17 protein-coding genes, 2 tRNA genes and 1 pseudogene are annotated in these 19,049 nt (G+C 71.5%); 11 read left to right on the forward strand and 9 right to left on the reverse strand.

Annotated features, from left to right (window positions below):
• Window positions 1-109: 109 nt before the first annotated feature.
• Window positions 110-2,701, reverse strand: a complete 2,592-nt coding sequence (pepN, locus tag ABEB00_RS16045) for an aminopeptidase N (protein WP_345620329.1) — start codon at window positions 2,699-2,701, stop codon at window positions 110-112.
• Window positions 2,702-2,863: 162 nt separating this feature from the next.
• Between pepN and ABEB00_RS16050 the strand changes: the two genes are divergently transcribed.
• Window positions 2,864-3,502: a mycothiol-dependent nitroreductase Rv2466c family protein gene (locus tag ABEB00_RS16050; protein WP_345620331.1), complete on the forward strand. Its 639-nt coding sequence runs from the start codon at window positions 2,864-2,866 to the stop codon at window positions 3,500-3,502.
• A gap of 104 nt (window positions 3,503-3,606) precedes the next feature.
• On the opposite strand, the gene ABEB00_RS16055 is transcribed toward ABEB00_RS16050, so the two are convergent.
• The 4 genes and pseudogenes from ABEB00_RS16055 to ABEB00_RS16070 form a co-directional block, all read right to left on the reverse strand.
• A complete protein-coding gene (locus ABEB00_RS16055) occupies window positions 3,607-3,834 on the reverse strand; it encodes a hypothetical protein (protein ID WP_345620332.1) in 228 nt (75 codons plus the stop codon).
• A gap of 45 nt (window positions 3,835-3,879) precedes the next feature.
• Window positions 3,880-4,869 carry an NAD(P)-dependent oxidoreductase gene (locus tag ABEB00_RS16060; RefSeq protein WP_345620333.1) on the reverse strand — a complete coding sequence of 330 codons (990 nt, stop codon included), beginning with the start codon at window positions 4,867-4,869 and terminating at the stop codon, window positions 3,880-3,882.
• Between the two features lie 284 nt (window positions 4,870-5,153).
• Window positions 5,154-5,795, reverse strand: a complete 642-nt coding sequence (locus tag ABEB00_RS16065; protein ID WP_345620335.1) for a superoxide dismutase — start codon at window positions 5,793-5,795, stop codon at window positions 5,154-5,156.
• A gap of 125 nt (window positions 5,796-5,920) precedes the next feature.
• Window positions 5,921-6,067: pseudogene (locus tag ABEB00_RS16070) on the reverse strand (amino acid transporter); the annotation flags it as partial.
• Window positions 6,068-6,414: 347 nt separating this feature from the next.
• On the opposite strand from ABEB00_RS16070, the gene ABEB00_RS16075 reads away from it, so the two are divergent.
• Window positions 6,415-6,990, forward strand: a complete 576-nt coding sequence (locus ABEB00_RS16075) for a biotin transporter BioY (protein ID WP_345620336.1) — start codon at window positions 6,415-6,417, stop codon at window positions 6,988-6,990.
• 94 nt (window positions 6,991-7,084) lie between these two features.
• Here the strand turns inward: ABEB00_RS16075 and ABEB00_RS16080 are convergent, their stop codons facing one another.
• Window positions 7,085-8,521, reverse strand: a complete 1,437-nt coding sequence (locus tag ABEB00_RS16080; RefSeq protein WP_345620338.1) for an amino acid permease — start codon at window positions 8,519-8,521, stop codon at window positions 7,085-7,087.
• A 202-nt stretch (window positions 8,522-8,723) separates the two neighbouring features.
• Here ABEB00_RS16080 and ABEB00_RS16085 point away from each other — a divergent pair, with 202 nt between their 5' ends.
• Both ABEB00_RS16085 and ABEB00_RS16090 read left to right on the forward strand, forming a co-directional pair.
• Window positions 8,724-9,209: a ribose-5-phosphate isomerase gene (locus tag ABEB00_RS16085; protein WP_345620340.1), complete on the forward strand. Its 486-nt coding sequence runs from the start codon at window positions 8,724-8,726 to the stop codon at window positions 9,207-9,209.
• Window positions 9,210-9,328: 119 nt separating this feature from the next.
• Window positions 9,329-10,153, forward strand: coding sequence for an Fpg/Nei family DNA glycosylase (locus tag ABEB00_RS16090; RefSeq protein ID WP_345620341.1), 825 nt, complete (start codon window positions 9,329-9,331; stop codon window positions 10,151-10,153).
• 82 nt (window positions 10,154-10,235) lie between these two features.
• Here the strand turns inward: ABEB00_RS16090 and ABEB00_RS16095 are convergent, their stop codons facing one another.
• The gene (locus tag ABEB00_RS16095) at window positions 10,236-11,495 is read right to left on the reverse strand and encodes a GNAT family N-acetyltransferase (RefSeq protein ID WP_345620343.1); all 1,260 of its coding nucleotides are present in this window, start codon (window positions 11,493-11,495) and stop codon (window positions 10,236-10,238) included.
• A gap of 161 nt (window positions 11,496-11,656) precedes the next feature.
• Here ABEB00_RS16095 and ABEB00_RS16100 point away from each other — a divergent pair, with 161 nt between their 5' ends.
• On the forward strand, window positions 11,657-12,850 hold the full coding sequence (locus tag ABEB00_RS16100; RefSeq protein ID WP_345620344.1) for a PP2C family protein-serine/threonine phosphatase: 1,194 nt from the start codon (window positions 11,657-11,659) through the stop codon (window positions 12,848-12,850).
• Window positions 12,851-12,855: 5 nt separating this feature from the next.
• Window positions 12,856-13,314 carry an HD domain-containing protein gene (locus tag ABEB00_RS16105; RefSeq protein WP_345620345.1) on the forward strand — a complete coding sequence of 153 codons (459 nt, stop codon included), beginning with the start codon at window positions 12,856-12,858 and terminating at the stop codon, window positions 13,312-13,314.
• A 16-nt stretch (window positions 13,315-13,330) separates the two neighbouring features.
• Here the strand turns inward: ABEB00_RS16105 and ABEB00_RS16110 are convergent, their stop codons facing one another.
• Complete coding sequence (locus ABEB00_RS16110; protein ID WP_425586502.1) at window positions 13,331-14,536, reverse strand: acyltransferase family protein; 1,206 nt, start codon at window positions 14,534-14,536, stop codon at window positions 13,331-13,333.
• Window positions 14,537-15,040: 504 nt separating this feature from the next.
• Here ABEB00_RS16110 and ABEB00_RS16115 point away from each other — a divergent pair.
• On the forward strand, window positions 15,041-15,235 hold the full coding sequence (locus ABEB00_RS16115; protein ID WP_345620348.1) for a hypothetical protein: 195 nt from the start codon (window positions 15,041-15,043) through the stop codon (window positions 15,233-15,235).
• A gap of 48 nt (window positions 15,236-15,283) precedes the next feature.
• On the opposite strand, the gene ABEB00_RS16120 is transcribed toward ABEB00_RS16115, so the two are convergent.
• Window positions 15,284-15,357 (reverse strand) — tRNA-Gly (locus ABEB00_RS16120).
• 163 nt (window positions 15,358-15,520) lie between these two features.
• Here ABEB00_RS16120 and ABEB00_RS16125 point away from each other — a divergent pair.
• The 4 genes from ABEB00_RS16125 to ABEB00_RS16140 all read left to right on the forward strand — a co-directional run bounded on the left by ABEB00_RS16125 (window position 15,521) and on the right by ABEB00_RS16140 (window position 18,892).
• A tRNA-Pro gene (locus ABEB00_RS16125) sits at window positions 15,521-15,597 on the forward strand.
• A 247-nt stretch (window positions 15,598-15,844) separates the two neighbouring features.
• Window positions 15,845-17,299: a trigger factor gene (tig, locus tag ABEB00_RS16130; RefSeq protein WP_345620349.1), complete on the forward strand. Its 1,455-nt coding sequence runs from the start codon at window positions 15,845-15,847 to the stop codon at window positions 17,297-17,299.
• 254 nt (window positions 17,300-17,553) lie between these two features.
• Window positions 17,554-18,159: an ATP-dependent Clp protease proteolytic subunit gene (locus ABEB00_RS16135; protein WP_345620481.1), complete on the forward strand. Its 606-nt coding sequence runs from the start codon at window positions 17,554-17,556 to the stop codon at window positions 18,157-18,159.
• A 52-nt stretch (window positions 18,160-18,211) separates the two neighbouring features.
• Complete coding sequence (locus tag ABEB00_RS16140; protein ID WP_345620350.1) at window positions 18,212-18,892, forward strand: ATP-dependent Clp protease proteolytic subunit; 681 nt, start codon at window positions 18,212-18,214, stop codon at window positions 18,890-18,892.
• Window positions 18,893-19,049 lie beyond the last annotated feature (157 nt).

A 19,049-nucleotide genomic window follows, 5' to 3' on the forward strand; every position in this document is an offset into this window, starting at 1 on the left:
TCCGAACCGTTCTTGAACCCTTGTTACGGAGCTGTCGACAAATGCGGACAAGGGCGTCCCTTGCCGGGCTTCCCGGAGTGGATGCACCCTTACCCTGCTATCTGCATATTTACCTACCGGCGTCGCACTCCTGGCCGCGCAGCGCCCTGGCCAGGTCGTCCCGCGCCTCCAGCACCAGGCGGCGCAGGGCGGGCGCGGCGTCCTCGTGCGCCGACAGCCACGCGTCGGTCGCCTCCAGCGTGGCGGGCGAGTCCTGGAGCCCCGGGAACAGGCCCCGGACCACGTCCATGCCGATCTGGATGGACCGCTCGGTCCACACCCGCTCGATCGCGGCGAAGTACTTCTCGGTGTACGGCGCGGTCAGCTCGCGCTGCGCGGGCTGCGCGAAGCCCGCGATGGTCGCCTCGACCAGGGCGTTGGAGAGCGCGTCGGACTCCACCACCTGCGCCCACGCCTGCGCCTTGACCGCCGCCGACGGGCGGGAGGCCAGGCAGCGGACCTGGTGGCGCTTGCCGGAAGCGGTGTCGTCGCGGGCCAGTTCGGCGGCGAGCGCCGCCTCGTCCGCGACCCCGTGCGCGGCCAGCGGCTCCAGGAACACCCAGCGCAGCTCCTGGTCCACGTCGAGCCCGTCGACCTTCTCGGTGCCGGCCAGCAGCCCCCGCAGCAGCGCGAGGTCACCCTCGGTGGTGGCCGTCGCCGCCAGGAACCGGGCCCACGCGAGCTGGTGCTCACCGCCCGGCTCCGCCGCCCGCAGTTCACGCAGCGCGCCCTCGGCGAGCAGCCGCGCGCCCGTCCCACGCCAGTCGGGCGCCGCGTAGTGGGTGACCGCCGAGTCCACCCAGGCGTGCAGCATCTGCAGCACGCCGATGTCCGACTCGCGCCCCGCGAACCGCAGTACCAGGTCCACGAAGTCCCGGGCCGGCAGCAGCGCGTCCCGCGTCATGTTCCACAGCGCCGACCAGCACAGGGCCCGCGCCAGCGGATCGGAGAGGTGGCCGAGCGAGGCCCGCAGCGTGGCCAGCGAGGTCTCGTCGAAGCGGATCTTGCAGTAGGTGAGGTCGTCGTCGTTGACGAGTACCAGCTCCGGCGCCTGCTCACCCGCCAGTTCGGTGACCACCGTGCGCGGACCGGCGACGTCCAGCTCGGCGCGCGCGTACCGCTCCAGCGCCCCCGACGGCGAGCGGCGGTACAGGCCGACCGCCACCCGGTGCGGGCGCAGGTCGGGGTGCGACTCCGGGGCCTCCTGCACCACCGCCAGCTCGTCGATCCGGCCGTCGGTGCTGAGCAGCGTCTGCGGGGTGAGCGAGTTGACGCCCGCAGTCTGGAGCCAGGACCGCGACCAGGCGGCCAGGTCCCGCCCGCTGGTCTCCTCCAGCGCCGACAGCAGGTCGCCGAGGCGCGTGTTGCCGTACGCGTGCCGCTTGAAGTAGTGGCGGGCACCCTCCAGGAACGCGTCCTGGCCGACGTACGCCACGAGCTGCTTGAGCACCGAGGCGCCCTTGGCGTACGTGATGCCGTCGAAGTTGAGCTTGGCGTCCTGGAGGTCGCGGATGTCGGCGGTGACGGGGTGGGTGGAGGGGAGCTGGTCGGCGCGGTAGGCCCACGCCTTGCGGCGGTTGGCGAAGGTGATCCAGCCGTCGGTGAACCGGGTCGCGCCCACCAGTGAGAAGGCGCCCATGAAGTCCGCGAAGGACTCCTTGAGCCACAGGTCGTCCCACCACTCCATGGTGACCAGGTCCCCGAACCACATGTGCGCCATCTCGTGCAGGATCACGTTGGCGCGGCTCTCGTACGACGCGCGCGTCACCTTGCCCCGGAAGATGAACTCCTCCCGGAAGGTGACCAGACCCGGGTTCTCCATCGCCCCGAGGTTGTACTCGGGCACGAACGCCTGGTCGTACTTCCCGAACGGGTACGGATAGTCGAAGTGGTCGTGGAAGAAGTCCAGGCCCTGCTTGGTGATCAGGAAGACGTCCTCGGCGTCGAAGTGCGGCGCCAGACCCTTGCGGCAGAGCGCGCCGAGCGGGATCTCCAGCCGTGTGCCGTCCTCGAAGGTCCGCTCGTAGGAATCCGTCACGTAGTGGTACGGACCCGCGACGACACAGGTGATGTACGTCGAGATCGGCTTCGTCTCCTCGAACCGCCACACCCCGTCGGCGAACTCGCCGGTGCCGTTGGACCAGACCGTCCACTCCGCGGGCGCCCGCACCTCGAAGCGGAACGGCGCCTTGAGGTCCGGCTGCTCAAAGCCCGCGAAGACGCGGCGCGCGTCGGCCGGCTCGTACTGGGTGTAGAGGTAGACCTCGCCGTCCTCCGGGTCGACGAAGCGGTGCAGGCCCTCGCCGGTGCGGGAGTAGGCGCACTGCGCGTCCACCACCAGCTCGTTCTCGGCGGCCAGGTCCTCCAGGAGGATCCGGGAGCCGTCGAAGACCTCGCTCGGGTCGAGGTCGCGGCCGTTGAGGGAGACGGCGGTCACGCGCGGCGCGATCAGGTCCGCGAAGCTGCTCGCCCCGGGCTCCGCACAGCGGAAGCGGAGCGTCGTCACCGACCGGAAGGTGCGCGGACCGGTGGCGGCGCCGTTCCCGGCCGCCGCGAGGTCGCCGACGGCCGACCGCACGTCGAGCGACACCTCGTACCCGTCGACGGACAGCAGCGCGGCCCGCTCCCGGGCCTCGTCACGGGACAGATTCTCACCGGGCACGGGCGGTACTCCCTCGGCATGTGGTCAAGCGGCAGGTGTTCACGATGTGGACCGCACCGATCTTCCCACGCGCCCCTGACGGCGGACAGCCGGGAATGGGCGCGGGCACCCCCGGCGTTGTGCGGGAGATCGCCCGCTGACCGGTTCCGTACGAGGAGAGACATGTCGGAGAAGACCCCCGTCGACTTCTGGTTCGACCCACTGTGCCCCTGGGCCTGGATGACCTCCCGCTGGGTCCTGGAGGTCGAGAAGGTCCGCGACATCGAGGTGCGCTGGCACGTGATGAGCCTCGCCGTGCTCAACGAGGACAAGCTCGACGACCTGTCCGAGAGCTACCGCGAGCTGCTCACGACCAAGGCGTGGGGCCCGGTCCGCGTCGTCATCGCCGCGCGGGAGGAGCACGGCGCCGAGGTGCTCGGCGACCTCTACACCGCGCTCGGCACCCGCTTCCACAACCAGGGCGAGGGCCCGACCAAGGAGGCGACCGCCGCCGCGCTGAAGGACGCCGGCCTGCCCGAGTCCCTCCTCGACCACTGGGACGGCACCCCCTACGAGCCGCAGCTCCGCGCCTCCCACAAGGAGGGCATCGACAAGGTCGGCCAGGAGGTCGGCACCCCGGTCATCGCCGTCCCCGGCGCCGACGGCGAGCAGATCGCCTTCTTCGGCCCGGTCGTCACCCCCGCCCCGAAGGGCGAGGAGGCCGCCCGCCTCTGGGACGGCACCCTCGCGGTCGCCTCCGTCCCCGGCTTCTACGAGATCAAGCGCACCCGCACCAAGGGCCCGGACTTCAGCAACCTGTAGCCCCGGCCCCCGGCACCCCCCTGGGCCCTCACCGGCCCTCATTCCTGGGCCCTCACCGGCCCTCATTCCTGGGCCCTCGCTCCTGGGCTCTCACCCCTGGGTCCTCATCCCTCGGCGGTGGCGGCCTGCCGGCGGAACCTCTCCGGCAGCAGGCCGCCGCCGTCCGTGTGCAGATAGGGCTGGTACCACGCGCAGCCCTCGGCGGTGCAGCGCCACAGGTCGTGCACGTAGTGCCGCCGACCCCGCTCCGCCCGCACCGCCGCTCGCTCCTCCTCGGTGAGCTTGACGAAGTCCTGCATGGTGCGGCAGGTCCGGCAGGCCCTGCGGATCATGAACCCCTCCTCGGTGGACCGCGGTGCCGCGGCCCTCAGCTCAGGTCAGGTCAGGCAGTGCGCCGGCGGCTGCCCGCGCACCCAGCGTCCGACCTCCTGCGCGGCCGTGCGGGCCGCCTTCTCGGCCACCGCCCGCGAGGTCCCGCCCAGGTGCGGGGTGAGCACCACCCGGTCGGTGAGGCGGCGCAGCCGCGACGCCTCGGGGAGCGGTTCACGCGCGTGGGCGTCCAGCGCCGCCGCCGACACCTGCCCGTCCTCCAGCGCGTCGCACAGCGCCTCCTCGTCCAGCAGTCTCCCCTGGGCCGTGTTCACCACCACCGCGCCGCGCGGCAGCAGCGCCAGCTCGCGGGCGCCGATCAGCCCCGGGGCGCCGGGTGCGAGCCGGGCGTGCAGGCTGAGCACCCGGGAGCGGGCCAGCAGGTCGTCGAGCCGGGGCACCCGCAGCCCGTGGATCTCTGCGCGCGCGTACGGGTCGTAGACCATCACCTGGGCGCCGAACGCGCACAGCACCCGGGCCACCCGGCTGCCGACGGTCCCGTGCCCGACCACGCCGACGGGCAGGTCCTCCAGTTCCAGCCCGCCGTGCTCGCGGGCGTGCCGGGCCGCGTCCTCCCAGCCGCCGCCCCGCCGGGTGAGCAGCTCGTGCGCCTGCGGGATGCGGCGCAGCGCCGACAGCATCAGGCCGAGGGTGTACTCGGCGGTGGCGGCGGCCTCGCTGCCGGGGGTCCGGCAGACCCTGACGTCACGCCGCTTGGCCGCGTCCAGGTCGACGTCGACCGGGCCGCCCCGGCAGACCACGACCAGCCGCAAATCCGGGCAGGCGTCCAGGAGGCGTTCGGTGACCGGGGCGCCGCGCGTGATCAGGACCTCCGCCCCCGCCAGCGCCTCGATCAGCTCGTCCTCGGCGTCGGCGGCCGGGGTCAGCTCGCGCAGCTCCACGGGCCGTCCGCGCAGTTCGTCGCCGACCGCGTGGGCGATCAGCGACGGCGGGACGACGTCGTCGCCGGCCGCCACGACACGTAAGGGATCGGTCATCGCAGGGGGTCTCCCGTCCGGAGGGGGTGGCTCCTCGATCACGCCGTACGCGCACTCGCACTCGTCCTACGGACATTGGGCGCGGCGCGACGGACCGTCAATCCCTCACACGGGTCCGATCCCGGAACACCACCCCCGCGGGGCCCGGGGGCGCACACAGGAAACCCCCGCGAGTCACGTCCTCGCGGGGGTTCCCCTTCTTCCGCCTGCCGTCGCGAAGGGTGAGAAGACGATCACGAGGCAGGACGTCTGTGCGGGTGCTGCGGGTGCTGCGGGTGCGCGGGTCAGGGCGCCAGCAGCAGTACGTCGGCGCGCGAGCGGGCGGCCTCGTAACGGCGGGCCACGTCCTGCCAGTTGACGACCGCCCACATGGCGTCGATGAAGTCGACCTTCTGGTTCTTGTACTGGAGGTAGAAGGCGTGCTCCCAGGCGTCGAAGACCAGGATCGGGACCGATCCCTGGCCGACGTTGCCCTGGTGGTCGTAGACCTGTTCGACGATCAGCCGGCCGCTCAGCGGCTCGTGAGCGAGGACGCCCCAGCCGGAGCCCTGCGTGGTCGCGGCGGCCTTGGTGAGCTGCGCCCGGAAACCGGCGAAGGACCCGAAGGACTCGGCGATCGCGTCGGCGAGCTCCCCGACACCGTCGGCGGCCAGCGGCTCCCCGCCGCCGTCACCGGTCATGTTCTGCCAGTAGATCGAGTGCAGGATGTGCCCGGACAGGTGGAAGCCCAGGTTCTTCTCCAGCCCGTTGATCGACCCCCACCGCTCCTTGTCCCGCGCCTCCGCGAGCTGCTCCAGCGTGTCGTTGGCGCCCTTCACGTAGGCCGCGTGGTGCTTGTCGTGATGCAGCTCGATGATCTCGGGGCTGATCACGGGTGCCAGCGCGGAGTAGTCGTACGGCAGGTCAGGAAGCGTGTAGACGGGCATGGCGGATCCCCTCGGAGCCTTGTCGCCTTATTGCAATTTACTTGCAACTGCACGCTAGCAGCAAGAGTTACCGGCGACGGGTGGCTGGGCGCGCCCCGACCAGGGTGTCGCGGGCGGACGGCGCGGGCGGCGATGCCCGCGCCGGACCCGACGAAGAGCCCGGCGCCGATCACCCCGCCGAGGGCGATCATCGACAGGTGGCGCTGCTTGAGTCCGTGGGACAGCGAGACGCCGTCGGCCTCCGGCGGTGTCTCGGTGGTGGTGCGGGGCATGGGCGCGGCCCGTCCCTTGCTGCGAGGGGGCAAAAACGACCACAGTCTGGGCGTCCGCGCAGCTCGGGAGGGGTGACCGCCCAGTATGCGGACTCCAAACTTCCGGAGGGTGATATTCCGGTTACTTCGTTGGAGGGAACCCACAGCCCGGCCGCCCGCCACCCGGGTGGGACACACCACGCCACCTCCGTGACCGGTGTCACGTTCGTAGCTCTGAGCCGCTGTCGTTGTCCGAAGCCCACCAAGGCTCCGATCCCGCCTTTGTCGGGCGCCGACGGTGATCCGCGCCCGCCCCCCGGTATAGCGTCACGGTGTCCCGACCTGCCCACACCACCCGCGGAGTCCCCATGAGCACCGCCACCGCCCTCGCCCGTCCCGGCCAGGTACTCGCCGACCTGCTCCCCGCCTCCCGTGTCCGGGACGCCGCGCTCGTCGTCGGCGGCGCCGCCCTCACCGGGCTCGCGGCCCAGCTCGCCGTGCCCGTGCCGGGCTCCCCGGTGCCGGTGACCGGCCAGACCTTCGCCGCGCTGCTCGTCGGCACCACCCTCGGCGCCCGGCGCGGCGTGTTCGCCCTCGCGCTGTACGCGCTGGCGGGCCTGGCCGGCCTGCCGTGGTTCGCGGCGGGCGGCTCCGGCCTCACCGTCTCCTTCGGCTACGTCCTCGGCATGCTGCTCGCCGCCGTGGCCGTGGGCTCCCTCGCCCGCCGCGGCGCCGACCGCTCCACCTGGCGCACGGCCGGCACGATGCTGCTGGGCGAGGCGATCATCTACGCCGTCGGCGTGCCCTACCTGGCGCTGGCCGCCGACATGTCCCTCTCCGCCGCGGTCGCGGCCGGCCTCACCCCGTTCCTGATCGGCGACGCGGTCAAGGCCGCCCTCGCGATGGGCGTGCTGCCCACCGCCTGGAAGCTCGTCAAGCGCTGACCCGGAAGCGCCCACCGCACAGCGAGGCCCGTCACCCCAGCCGTCCAGGACTGGGGTGACGGGCCTCTGTGCGCGGGTGCGCGGGCAACCCCCGTCAGTCGCGGACCCGGCGCCCGCGCCCGAACCGCTCCCGGGCGAACGCGACGACCAGCACGACCGCCGCGACCAGCAGCGACAACAGCACGGTCGTCCGCCCGTCGTGCTCCGTGTCGGTCAGCATGTAGCCCAGCACGAAGACGATCACCGCGGCGGCGAGCCAGGTCAGATACGGGTACAGCCACATCCGTACCACCAGCCGCTCCGGCGCCTCGGCCTGGATGATCTTCCGCATCCGCAACTGCGAGAAGCAGATCACCAGCCAGACGAAGAGCGCCACCGCCCCGGAGGAGTTGACGAGGAAGAGGAAGACCGAGTCCGGGAACTCGTAGTTGAAGAAGACCGCGACGAAGCCGAAGACGACCGAGACCAGGATCGCCGTGCGCGGCACACCCCGCCGGGTCGTACGGGCGAACGCCTGGGGCGCGTCCCCGCGCAGGCCGAGCGAGAACGCCATCCGGGAGGCCGTGTACAGCCCGGAGTTGAGACAGGACAGTACGGACGTCAGCACGATGAAGTTCATGATCTGACCGGCATCGGGGATGCCGAGCGAGTCGAGCGCGGCGACGTAGGAGCCCTTGTCGACGATCGATCGCGAGTCCCACGGCAGCAGCGCGACCACGACGAAGATCGAGCCGAGGTAGAAGACGGCGATACGCCAGATGATGCTGTTGGTCGCCTTGGTGACGGCCCGCTGCGGGTCCTCGGACTCACCGGCGGCCAGCGTCGGGATCTCGCTGCCCATGAAGGAGAAGACGACCAGCAGCACGCCGGTGAGGACCGCCCCGGGCCCGTGGGGCAGGAAACCGCCGTGTTCCGTCAGGTTGGAGAGCCCCGCCTGCTCGCTGTCGACACCGGGCAGCACGCCGAAGACGGCCAGCCCGCCGATCACGATGAACGCGGCGATCGCGACGACCTTGATCCCGGCGAACCAGAACTCGAACTCGCCGTAGGAGCCGACCGAGACGAGGTTGGTCGCGGTCAGCACCAGCATCACGATCAGCGCCCAGCCCCACTGCGGCACGGCCGGGATCCACCCCTCCAGGATCTTCGCGCCCGCGGTCGCCTCGACCGCCAGCACCACCACCCAGAAGAACCAGTACAGCCAGCCGATCGAGAACCCGGCCCAGTGCCCGAGCGCCCGGTCGGCGTGGGCGGAGAACGACCCGGAGGTCGGATGGGCCGCGGACATCTCGCCCAGCATCCGCATCACCAGCACGACCAGCGTGCCGACGAGCGCGTACGACAGCAGGATGCCGGGGCCCGCGGTGGCGATACCGGTGCTGGAGCCCACGAAGAGACCGGCGCCGATGACACCGCCGATCGCGATCATCGACAGATGGCGGCTCTTGAGCCCGGCCTGGAGACCGGACCCGGGTTCTCCGGGGTGCGCGGGGTCGTTGTCGGCCGGGGTGAGGGTCGGCTGCGAGGTCATGGGGTGGATTTCCTTTGCGCCGGGGGACTGCTCCCGTACGGACGGCGTACGAGTCGGACCAGTGAAACGGAGGCCGACGAGATGAGGAACCTGTGATTCCGGATCGTTACCCCGGCTTTACCTGAGCTTCAACGGCCCCGCTCACTCTTTCGACCCGACACCCGACGATGCTGCCCCCTGGCACGCGTGTCACACTCGACCCATGCGCGTGTATCTCGGCTCCGACCATGCGGGCTACGAACTCAAGAACCACCTCGTCGAGTGGCTGAAGGCCGCGGGCCACGAGGTCGTGGACTGTGGCCCCCACCTCTACGACGCCCAGGACGACTACCCGCCCTTCTGCCTGCGCGCCGCCGAGCGGACCGCCGCGGACGAGGGCGCCCTCGGCATCGTGATCGGCGGCTCCGGCAACGGCGAGCAGATCGCGGCGAACAAGGTGAAGGGCGTCCGCGCGGCCCTGGCCTGGAGCGAGGAGACCGCCTCGCTCGGCCGGCAGCACAACAACGCCAACGTCGTCGCCGTCGGCGCGCGGATGCACTCCTCCGAGGAGGCGACGAAGTTCGTCGAGACCTTCCTCGCCACCCCGTTCTCCGGTGACGAGCGGCACCAGCGCCGCATCGACATGCTGACCGGGTACGAGACCACGGGCGACCTGCCGCCGATCCCGGCGCACCACCCGCAGCAGTAGCACCCCGTACTTCCGCGGCGCCCGCCCACCGGCCCGGCTCCCGCCCCCGGCCGGGATCGGCGCCGGGCGGGAGCGGGTCAGGGAAAGAAACGGGAGCAGGTCCGAAAGGAAGCAGCGCCGTGCCGGAGGGGCACACGATCCACCGGCTGGCCCAGGACTACGCCGCCGCCTTCACCGGCACGACCGTCCGTGTGACCAGCCCGCAGGGCAAGTTCTCGGACGCCGCCGCGCTCCTGGACGGCACGGAGCTGACCGACACCGAGGCACACGGCAAACACCTGTTCCTCGGATTCCTCGGCTCCCCCGGGTCCGCCGAGTCCTGGGTCCACATCCACCTCGGCCTGTTCGGCAAGGTCGCCCTCGGCCCGGCCCCCGCGCCGCCGCCCACCGACACCGTGCGCCTGCGGCTGCTCAACACCGCCGCCCACGTCGATCTGCGCGGCCCCACCACCTGCGCGCTGATCACCCCCGCCGAGAAGGACGCGATCCACGCCCGCCTCGGCCCCGACCCGCTGCGCGCGGACGCCGACCCGGCCGCCGCGTACCGCCGGATCTCCCGCAGCCGTACCACGATCGCCGCCCTGCTCATGGACCAGAAGGTCATCGCCGGCGTCGGCAACGTCTACCGCGCCGAGGTCCTCTTCCGGCACGGCATCGACCCGTACCGCCCCGGCCGGGACCTCACCCGCGCCGAGTGGGACGCGATCTGGCGGGACCTGGTCGCCCTGATGCGCGAGGGCGTGCGGAACAACCGCATCGACACCGTCCGCCCCGAACACACCCCCGAGGCGATGGGCCGCCCGCCCCGCGTCGACGACCACGGCGGCGAGGTCTACGTCTACCGCCGGGCCAACCTCCCCTGCCACCTGTGCGGCGGCCCGGTCCGCACCGCCGACCTCGCCGCCCGCAACCTCTTCTGGTGCCCCGCCTGCCAGCGCACCTGACCGCACCCCGCACCTGACCGCACCCGGCCTCCGCCGGGCCCCGGCGTCAGAAGCCGGGCCCCGGCCCCCTCCGGCCCCGGCGTCAGAAGCCGTGCGGCAGCCACGGCGCCACCGTCGAGGCGAACCCCACCGACGCCGGTGCCAGCGCGCCCCGCCGCACCTCCCGCACCCGCCCCGCCGCACCCAGCGCGGCCAGCGACACGCCACCGAGATAGGCCGCGCCCAACTCCCGTACGGACAGCGCGAGGTCCGCCGGGTCCGAGGTGGGCGTGCAGGACGCCCCCTTGGCGTCCCCGGACAGCCGCCAACGCCCCGCGTTCCACGGGCAGAAGGCGTCCTCGACCTCGAACACCACGTCCACCGGCGCCTGATACGTCCGGGCCGACAGCGCGGCCCCGACGTCCACCAGCCGCGCGAACAGCGTGTCCCGCAGCCGCGGCGCGCACCGCCGCGGATCCGACACCTGGTACAGCCACGCCTCGTCGGCCGGGCGCCCCCGCGCCGTCACCCGCGACGTCAGGTCGATGTCGAACAGGAAACGCCACAGCGCCGCCCGCGTCACCGCGTCCACCGCGTCCAGGTCCTGGAGCACCACCTCGCCGTCCGGGCCGCCCGGCCCCCACCGCGGCCGTACCCGGAACCGCGCGTACCCCGTGACCTCGCCGTCCCGGGAGGCGACGACGCACTGCAGCGGCGACGCCCCGTCCCGGCGGCTCTCCGGGTCCAGCAGCCCCAGCCGCTCCCAGCCCGGCCGCCGCTCCAGCATCCCCGCCCGCTCGGGCACCAGCCGCGCGTACACCGCCTCGCACACGTCGAGGACGGCCGCCGGGTCGGCGTACCGCAGCGCCACGCCGTCCGTGCCGGCGGGGACGGAGAGCCGTACCCGGCCGGTGTCGATCTCGGCGTTCACCTGGACGGTCGCCGCGCCGTAGCCGAACCGGCCGTAGATCGCCGGCTCCGAGGCGGTCAGCACCGCCAGCGGCTCGCCCCAGGAGCGGACGTCGTCCAACTGCCGCCGCATCATGGCGGTCAGCACGCCCCGCCGCCGGTGGGTGGGGGCGACCCCGACCATCGTCACCCCGGCGACCGGGACCACCGCGCCGCCCGGCACGGACAGCCGGAAGCCGAACGCCCCCGCCGTCCCGACGCAGGCGTCCCCGTCCCAGACCCCGATCGACCGGTCGCACTCGGTCAGGGAGCGGAACAGCTCCCGCTCCTCGGCCGGTTCCGGCACCCCGCCGAAGGCCCGGACCAGGGTGTCGTACCAGATGTCCCACTCGTCCCGCCGCAGTACTCGCACCTCGGTGGCGAGGCCGGTGCCGTCCGTGCCGTCAGTGCCCATGGACTATGCCTACCAGTGCAATGCGGGACGAGCCAGGGAATTTCTCCCGGGTGGCCGCGCGACGGCTTTCAGTGGAGTTCACTGTGAAGTCGAGTATCGGACGGGGGACAAGCGGGACCTCCCGTACCGAGCGGCCGCTCCGATGGATAGGGTCCCGAACGATGGCAGCAGGACGACAGCGGCGCGCGGAAGCCGACACGTTCCCGGCCCGGTGCAAGAAGCAGTGGCACCGGGCCCGCGTCGGCCTGCGCAGATCCGCCGTCGACTACTTCCGCGGCGACGGCTCCGACTGGATCGCCCTGGCCGGTCTGCTGCTGACCGTCCCGGTCATCGCGGCCACCACCATGGTCAACTCGGTCTGGATCGCACCGGCCGCGCTGGTCCTGCCGATCGTCGCCGGCGGCCTGCTGCTCCGCCCGGCCAGCCTGCTCGGGCTGTACGCGGCCGCCGCCACCGCGCTGATCGTGGAGTCCGTCCAGCTCGGCCCCTACACCGAGGGCCCCTCCCGGGTCACCCCGGGCGTCGTCCTGGTGGTCGCCGCCTGCGGATTCTTCGGGCTGCTGATCGCCCAGTTCCGCAGCCGGGTCGGCGTGCCCTGGCGGCGCGGCGGCACCATGCTCTTCGACCTGCGCGAACGCATCCGCGTCCAGAGCAAGCTGCCCGGCCTGCCGCCGGGCTGGCACCGCGAGATGGCGCTGCGCCCGGCGGGCGGCCAGTCCTTCTCCGGCGACTTCGTGGTCGCGGCCCGTACCAGCGGCGGCCGGACCCTGGAGGTCGTCCTCACCGACGTCTCCGGCAAGGGCATGGACGCCGCCTCGCGCGCCCTGCTGCTCTCCGGCGCGTTCGGCGGCCTGCTCGGCAGCCTGCCCCCGCACGCCTTCCTGACGGCCGCCAACGGCTACCTCCTGCGCCAGGACTGGGACGAGGGCTTCGCCACCTCCATCCACCTCGTCCTGGACCTCGACTCCGGCGACTACGAGCTGTACTCCGCCGGCCACCCGCCCGGTCTCCAGCTCAGCGCCGGTACCGGCCGCTGGGAGGAGAAGGCCGCCGAGGGCCCGCTGCTCGGCGTGTACGACGGGGCCCAGTTCGACCCGGTGAAGGGCTCGCTGCGGGCCGGAGACGTGCTGATGCTGTTCACCGACGGCCTGGTGGAGACCTCCGAACGGGACATCGTCGAGGGCATCGACCGCCTCACCGGCGAGGCCGACCGCTATGTCGCCGGCGGTTTCCACGGCGCCGCCTGGCACCTGATCGAGGCGGTCGCCAAGGACGTCAATGACGACCGGGCGCTGCTGCTCATCTGCCGGGAGGGCCCGACGACCGCCCAGGCCCTGGCCGCCGGAGGACACTGACCGCCGTGGCCCAGGACCCGCCGCTGACCGTGCCCGAGGTGGCGGCCACCGCCCGCGCCGCCCACGAGGGGCAGACCGACAAGGCGGGACGGCCGTACGCCGAGCACCTGGCGGCCGTCGCCGAGGGCGTACGGCGCCGGGGCGGCGACGACGCGCAGCTCGCGGCGGCCTGGCTGCACGACGCGGTCGAGGACGGCGCCCTGTCCCGCGAGTGGCTGGAGCGGGCCCCGCTGAGCCGCCGTACCAAGGACATCGTCCTCGCGCTCACCAAGCGGGCGGGGGAGCCGCCCGAGGCGTACGCCGCCCGCATCCTCGCCACGCCCGGCGCCCGCTTGGTGAAGGAGGCGGACCTGGCCCACAACGCCGACCCGGCCCGCCTCGCGGTCCTCGCCGGACCGACCCGCACGAGACTGGCCGAGAAGTACACGCGGATGCGCGCACTCCTCGGCCTGACAGAGACATGAGGGACCAGCCCGGCGACTACTCGACGGAGGGCTTCCGCCGGCGCTCCTGGCGCTCCCGCCCCTCCCGGCTTTCCCGCCGCGGCTCCGCGCCTTCGCGCTCGCGGGCCAGTTCCGCCGCGTCCCGCTTGAAGGCCCACTCCATCCCCGGCTCCATCGCGAACCGGAAGACGCGCCGCACGGGACGGGTGCACAGCAGCGTGACGGCCACCGCCGCGAGGACGGTCACCAGGACCTCGCCGAGCGGCGTGCGCAGCCAGTCGTGGTCGAACCAGCCGAGGTAGTCGCCGCCCTTGATCAGGAAACCGTGCAGCAGGTAGCCGTAGAGCGTGCCCGCGCCGAGCGCGGTGAACCACCGGTGGCGGCGCGGCACCCAGGCGAAGAAGCAGGCGGTCAGCAGCAGCGAGCAGCCGAACAGCGCCAGCGTCATCACCGGCCCGGTCCACCAGGGCGCGCCCAGCTCCTGGGCCGCGTCGCGGTGGTAGAACCACCCGGTGTTCATCCGCGGCACCGCCCACCAGCTCACGGCGACCGCCGCGGCGAACACCGGCACCGCCGCGATCCGCACCGACCGCCGCCGCACCCACCGGAAGTGCTCGGCCTTCATCGACAGCCCCAGCACGAAGAACGGCAGGAACTGCAGCACCCGCTGGAGGTCCAGGTCGTCGCCGATCTCCGGCGCCGCGGACGCCGCCATGGCGACGACGAGCGCGAGCGGCAGCGGACACCGGACCAGCTTCCAGATCGGCGTGGTCAGCCGCCACACGAAGAGGGCGACCAGGAACCAGGTCAGGTACCAGGGGTCCAGGAGGCTGATCTCCTGGTGCGGGTCGTGGTCGACGAACCGCTTGAAGAGCGGATAGGCGGTCTCGAACAGGACGTACGGCACGGCGACGCCGGTGATCAGCCGCCGCAGCCGGTCCGGCCGCAGGTCGAAGCCGCGCGAGAAGAAGCCGGAGATGATGATGAACGCCGGCATGTGGAAGGCGTAGACCACCTGGTAGAGGCTCTCCAGCAGGCGGCTGTCGCCCTTCAGCGGCTCCCAGGAGTGGCCCATGGCCACCAGCACGATCGCCAGGTACTTGGCGTTGTCGAAGAACGCGTCGCGCTGTGTGCCGCCCTGCCGGGCTTGCGGCGAGGACCGCGGGCCCGGCACTCCCGACGCCGGAGGCTCGGCCGGGGGGAGCGGCGCCGCGCTTGTGGGGGACGAGGCAGCGGGGAACATCTGAGGCACCCTAGCGTCGCCCGCGGGAATCCGTAAAACCCCCTGCGGCATTTCCGCACGGGACCCGGAAAAAGGGCGCGACCATCCACCATCCGCCGCGGTTTCGGTGCCGGACGGACCCGCCGCCCTCACCCCTCCCGCGCTCCACCTGTGCCCCTGCTTCGCCCTTCTTGTCGTGATTCTTCCGGACTGAAGGGGGCGTGGGGCGGGCGTCCGAGAGGGTTCCGCGGGTGCCGGGCGGCAATGCGGAATACCTGCGAAAGCATTGTGTGGACATGGAAACAACCCGGTCGGATTTCCTGTGTGAGTAATCCTTCGAATTGCTGTGCGGGCCATGGCCGTTGGGACGCCGCAGGCCCTCGGAGGTCCGCCCGGACGGGAGGGCCGGGACAGACGATGTGTCACCTGCCGCATGAGAGGGCCCGGTTGGTGGCACGATGGTCCTGGCGGGGATGTGCGCGGCGGCGTCCCGGGAGAGCGAACCGACCTAGGGTGTGATCAGTTGTGGCCATTTCACTGTCTGTGGTGCTGCTGTTGGCGATCATCCTGGTGGTACTCCTGCGAGGGGGGTCCCTCAAGGCCGGCCCCGCGATCGTCGCGGTGCTCTTCGGCTTCTTCCTCGCCTCCACGGGCATGGCCCCGTCGATCAACCGCTTCATGAACTCGATAGCGGACACGATCAACTCGATCAGCTTCTGAGAACGCCCTCAGGGCCCGGTTCCGAGGAACCGGGCCCTGAGGGGTGTGTGGAGCGGGCGACGGGAATCGAACCCGCGTAGCCAGTTTGGAAGACTGGGGCTCTACCATTGAGCTACGCCCGCACAGCAGGCACCGCAGGTCGGCGACCGCGGTACTGAAGGCATCGTAGCGGGTCGTCCCCCCGCGCCGCACACCCCGTGGCCGCGGACCCGGGACCCGTGCGGTCGCCCGGTGAATGAGGCCGCCTCGGGAGGCGGCGGCATGTACCCTTCGTGTCGCACCAGACGGGGTGTGGCGCAGCTTGGTAGCGCGTCCGCTTTGGGAGCGGAAGGCCGTGGGTTCAAATCCCGCCACCCCGACCAGTCATCGATCAGGCTCTGACACTTCACCGGCCCGGCCGGCCACCTCGCGAGACCGGCCGCGGCCACGTCGCAAGATCGCCGCCGGTCACCTCGGGAGATCGCCTTTTGGGCCGTCCAGCCGCTGCCGTTACTATGCAAGCTGCACGCCCGTGTGTCTCATCCTGTGCAGTCTCCGGGCGGTGTGATCGGCCGGGCCGCTCTGGCTCCGGCAGAATCCAAGAATGTCAGCCACCAAGGAGACCGAACCGTGAAGAGCGCCGTGGAGACCCTGAACCCGACCCGGGTTCGGCTCACTGTCGAGGTGCCCTTCGAGGAGCTCAAGGACAGCCTCGACGCGGCGTACAAGAAGATCAACCAGCAGATCACGGTGAAGGGCTTCCGCAAGGGCAAGGTCCCGGCCCGCGTCATCGACCAGCGGTTCGGCCGCGGTGCGGTGCTGGAGGAGGCCGTCAACGACGCGCTGCCGAAGTTCTACACCGAGGCCGTCACCGAGGCCGAGGTGGACCCGCTGGGCCAGCCCGAGGTCGACATCACGGAGCTGAAGGACGGCGAGACGCTGAACTTCACCGCCGAGGTCGACATCCGCCCGTCGATCGAGATCCCGGACTTCTCCGGCATCGAGGTCGAGGTGGACACGGTCGAGGTCACCGACGAGGACGTCGAGAAGTCGGTCGAGCAGCTCCGTGAGCGCTTCGCCTCCACCTCCCCGGTGGAGCGCGCCGCCGAGGAGGGCGACGTCGTCACCCTCGACCTGGAGGCCAAGGTCGACGGCGAGGTGCTGGAGGACGGCGTCGCCAGCGGCGTCTCCTACACGGTCGGCTCCGGCGAGCTGCTGGACGGGATCGACGACGCCGTGAAGGGCGTCGAGGCCGGGGGAGAGGTCACCTTCACCTCCGAGCTGAAGGGCGGCTCGGCGGCCGGCAAGGAGGCCGAGGTCACCGTCAAGGTCACCCAGGTCGCCGCGCGTGAGCTGCCCGAGCTGGACGACGACTTCGCCCAGCTCGCCTCCGAGTTCGACACGCTGGACGAGCTGAAGGCCGACAGCCGCAAGCGCCTGGCCGACATGAAGCAGTACGACCAGGCCACCCAGGCCCAGGAGCGCGTGCTCGACAAGCTCCTTGAGCTGGTCGAGGTCCCCGTCCCCGAGAAGCTTCTCGACGACGAGGTCAACACCCGCAAGCACAACCTGGAGCACCACCAGCTCGGCCAGATGGGCCTGGACCTGGAGAAGTACCTGGAGATCCAGGGCAAGACCGCCGAGGAGTTCGAGACCGAGACCCGCGAGGCCGCGGTCAAGGGCATCAAGACCCAGTTCGTCCTCGACGCGCTGGTCAAGCAGGAGGAGTACAACGTCAGCCAGGAGGAGCTCACCGAGCACCTCATGCGGCGCGCGGCCTCCTCCAACATGTCCCCCGACCAGTTCGCCCAGGCCATCGTCGAGCAGGGCCAGGTCCCGCTCCTCGTCGGCGAGGTCGCCCGCGGCAAGGCCCTGGCCGCCGTGGTCGAGAAGGCCACGGTCAAGGACACCAACGGCGAGATCGTCGACCTGGACGACGAGGAGGAGGAGACGGAGGCCGCCGAGGCCGCCGCCGAGCCCACCGACACCGCCGAGCAGAAGACCGACGCCACGGCCGAGGACGAGGCCGGGACCAAGGCCGCGGACAAGGCTGAGGACAAGGCCGAGGAGAAGACCGAGGGCTGAGCCCACGGCACCTTGTAGCTCTCAGGAGGGCCCCGGGGCAGACCCCGGGGCCCTCCCGTCTTGACGCCGGGGGCGGGCCCGCCGCTACGCCCCCGGCGAACAGCCTCGTATCAGGGATTCTCCGGAGGGGGCCGCGCGTTAGGGTCCATGAATACGAGGGCAGTGGAGTCTCCGATACGGCTCCAGCCCCGCAGGGAAACGTGAGACGGCCCGGCGCCGTCGTAAGACGAGCAGGTGGATACGTGACGAATCTGATGCCCTCAGCCGCCGGCGAGCCCTCCATCGGTGGTGGCCTCGGCGACCAGGTCTACAACCGGCTGCTCGGCGAGCGGATCATCTTCCTCGGCCAGCCGGTCGACGACGACATCGCGAACAAGATCACCGCACAGCTTCTGCTCCTTGCCTCCGACCCGGACAAGGACATTTACCTGTACATCAACAGCCCGGGCGGTTCGATCACCGCCGGCATGGCGATCTACGACACCATGCAGTACATCAAGAACGACGTGGTGACCATCGCCATGGGTCTCGCGGCCTCGATGGGACAGTTCCTGCTCAGCGCGGGCACCCCCGGCAAGCGCTTCGCGCTCCCGAACGCCGAGATCCTGATCCACCAGCCCTCCGCCGGCCTGGCCGGTTCCGCCTCGGACATCAAGATCCACGCCGAGCGGCTGCTGCACACCAAGAAGCGCATGGCGGAGCTGACCGCCCAGCACACCGGTCAGACGATGGAGCAGATCACCCGAGACTCGGACCGCGACCGCTGGTTCGACGCCTTCGAGGCCAAGGAGTACGGCCTCATCGACGACGTCATCGCGACGGCCGCCGGCATGCCGGGCGGCGGCGGCACGGGCGCCTGAGTCCCTCCCCGCGCCCCGAGCCGACCGCCCCAGCCCTCTCCCAGGAGACACTGTGAACGACTTCCCCGGCAGCGGCCTGTACGACCGCACGCGCGCCGAGTACACCGCTCCCGCGGCCGAGTCCCGCTACGTGATCCCGCGCTTCGTCGAGCGCACCTCGCAGGGCGTGCGTGAGTACGACCCGTACGCGAAGCTCTTCGAGGAGCGAGTGATCTTCCTCGGCGTCCAGATCGACGACGCCTCCGCCAACGACGTCATGGCGCAGCTCCTGTGCCTGGAGTCGATGGACCCCGACCGGGACATCTCGATCTACATCAACAGCCCCGGCGGTTCCTTCACGGCCCTCACGGCCATCTACGACACGATGCAGTACGTGAAGCCGGACGTCCAGACGGTCTGCATGGGCCAGGCGGCCTCCGCCGCGGCCATCCTGCTCGCCGCCGGCACCCCCGGCAAGCGCATGGCGCTGCCCAACGCCCGGGTCCTGATCCACCAGCCGTACAGCGAGACGGGCCGCGGTCAGGTCTCCGACCTGGAGATCGCCGCCAACGAGATCCTGCGGATGCGCGCGCAGCTCGAGGAGATGCTGGCCAAGCACTCCACCACGGACATCGACAAGATCCGTGAGGACATCGAGCGCGACAAGATCCTGACGGCCGAGGACGCGCTCGCCTACGGTCTGATCGACCAGATCATCACCACCCGGAAGATGGACAACTCCTCCCTCCGCTGAGGCAGGACGCTGTAACGTCTGCTGCCCCTTGGCATGGTTTGGCGCGGTTCACGTCAAAGCGAACCGTGCCAAGGGGGGCCCGGACGGGGGTCCCGGCAAGGTACCGTCGGACATAAGGCAGCACCAGGAGTCCGCTTGGACGGCGACGTCCAGGAGT

The sequence above is a fragment of the Streptomyces ziwulingensis genome (assembly GCF_039542605.1).
Classification (GTDB): domain Bacteria; phylum Actinomycetota; class Actinomycetes; order Streptomycetales; family Streptomycetaceae; genus Streptomyces; species Streptomyces ziwulingensis.

What these genes read in the sequence shown, in the direction of transcription:
- ABEB00_RS16050 (WP_345620331.1), top strand. Translation starts at nt 2,864, where the DNA reads ATGTCGGAGAAGACCCCCGTCGACTTCTGGTTCGACCCACTGTGCCCC.
- ABEB00_RS16055 (WP_345620332.1), bottom strand. Translation starts at nt 3,834, where the DNA reads ATGATCCGCAGGGCCTGCCGGACCTGCCGCACCATGCAGGACTTCGTC.
- ABEB00_RS16060 (WP_345620333.1), bottom strand. Translation starts at nt 4,869, where the DNA reads ATGACCGATCCCTTACGTGTCGTGGCGGCCGGCGACGACGTCGTCCCG.
- ABEB00_RS16065 (WP_345620335.1), bottom strand. Translation starts at nt 5,795, where the DNA reads ATGCCCGTCTACACGCTTCCTGACCTGCCGTACGACTACTCCGCGCTG.
- ABEB00_RS16075 (WP_345620336.1), top strand. Translation starts at nt 6,415, where the DNA reads ATGAGCACCGCCACCGCCCTCGCCCGTCCCGGCCAGGTACTCGCCGAC.
- ABEB00_RS16080 (WP_345620338.1), bottom strand. Translation starts at nt 8,521, where the DNA reads ATGACCTCGCAGCCGACCCTCACCCCGGCCGACAACGACCCCGCGCAC.
- ABEB00_RS16085 (WP_345620340.1), top strand. Translation starts at nt 8,724, where the DNA reads ATGCGCGTGTATCTCGGCTCCGACCATGCGGGCTACGAACTCAAGAAC.
- ABEB00_RS16095 (WP_345620343.1), bottom strand. Translation starts at nt 11,495, where the DNA reads ATGGGCACTGACGGCACGGACGGCACCGGCCTCGCCACCGAGGTGCGA.
- ABEB00_RS16100 (WP_345620344.1), top strand. Translation starts at nt 11,657, where the DNA reads ATGGCAGCAGGACGACAGCGGCGCGCGGAAGCCGACACGTTCCCGGCC.
- ABEB00_RS16110 (WP_425586502.1), bottom strand. Translation starts at nt 14,536, where the DNA reads ATGTTCCCCGCTGCCTCGTCCCCCACAAGCGCGGCGCCGCTCCCCCCG.
- ABEB00_RS16135 (WP_345620481.1), top strand. Translation starts at nt 17,554, where the DNA reads ATGCCCTCAGCCGCCGGCGAGCCCTCCATCGGTGGTGGCCTCGGCGAC.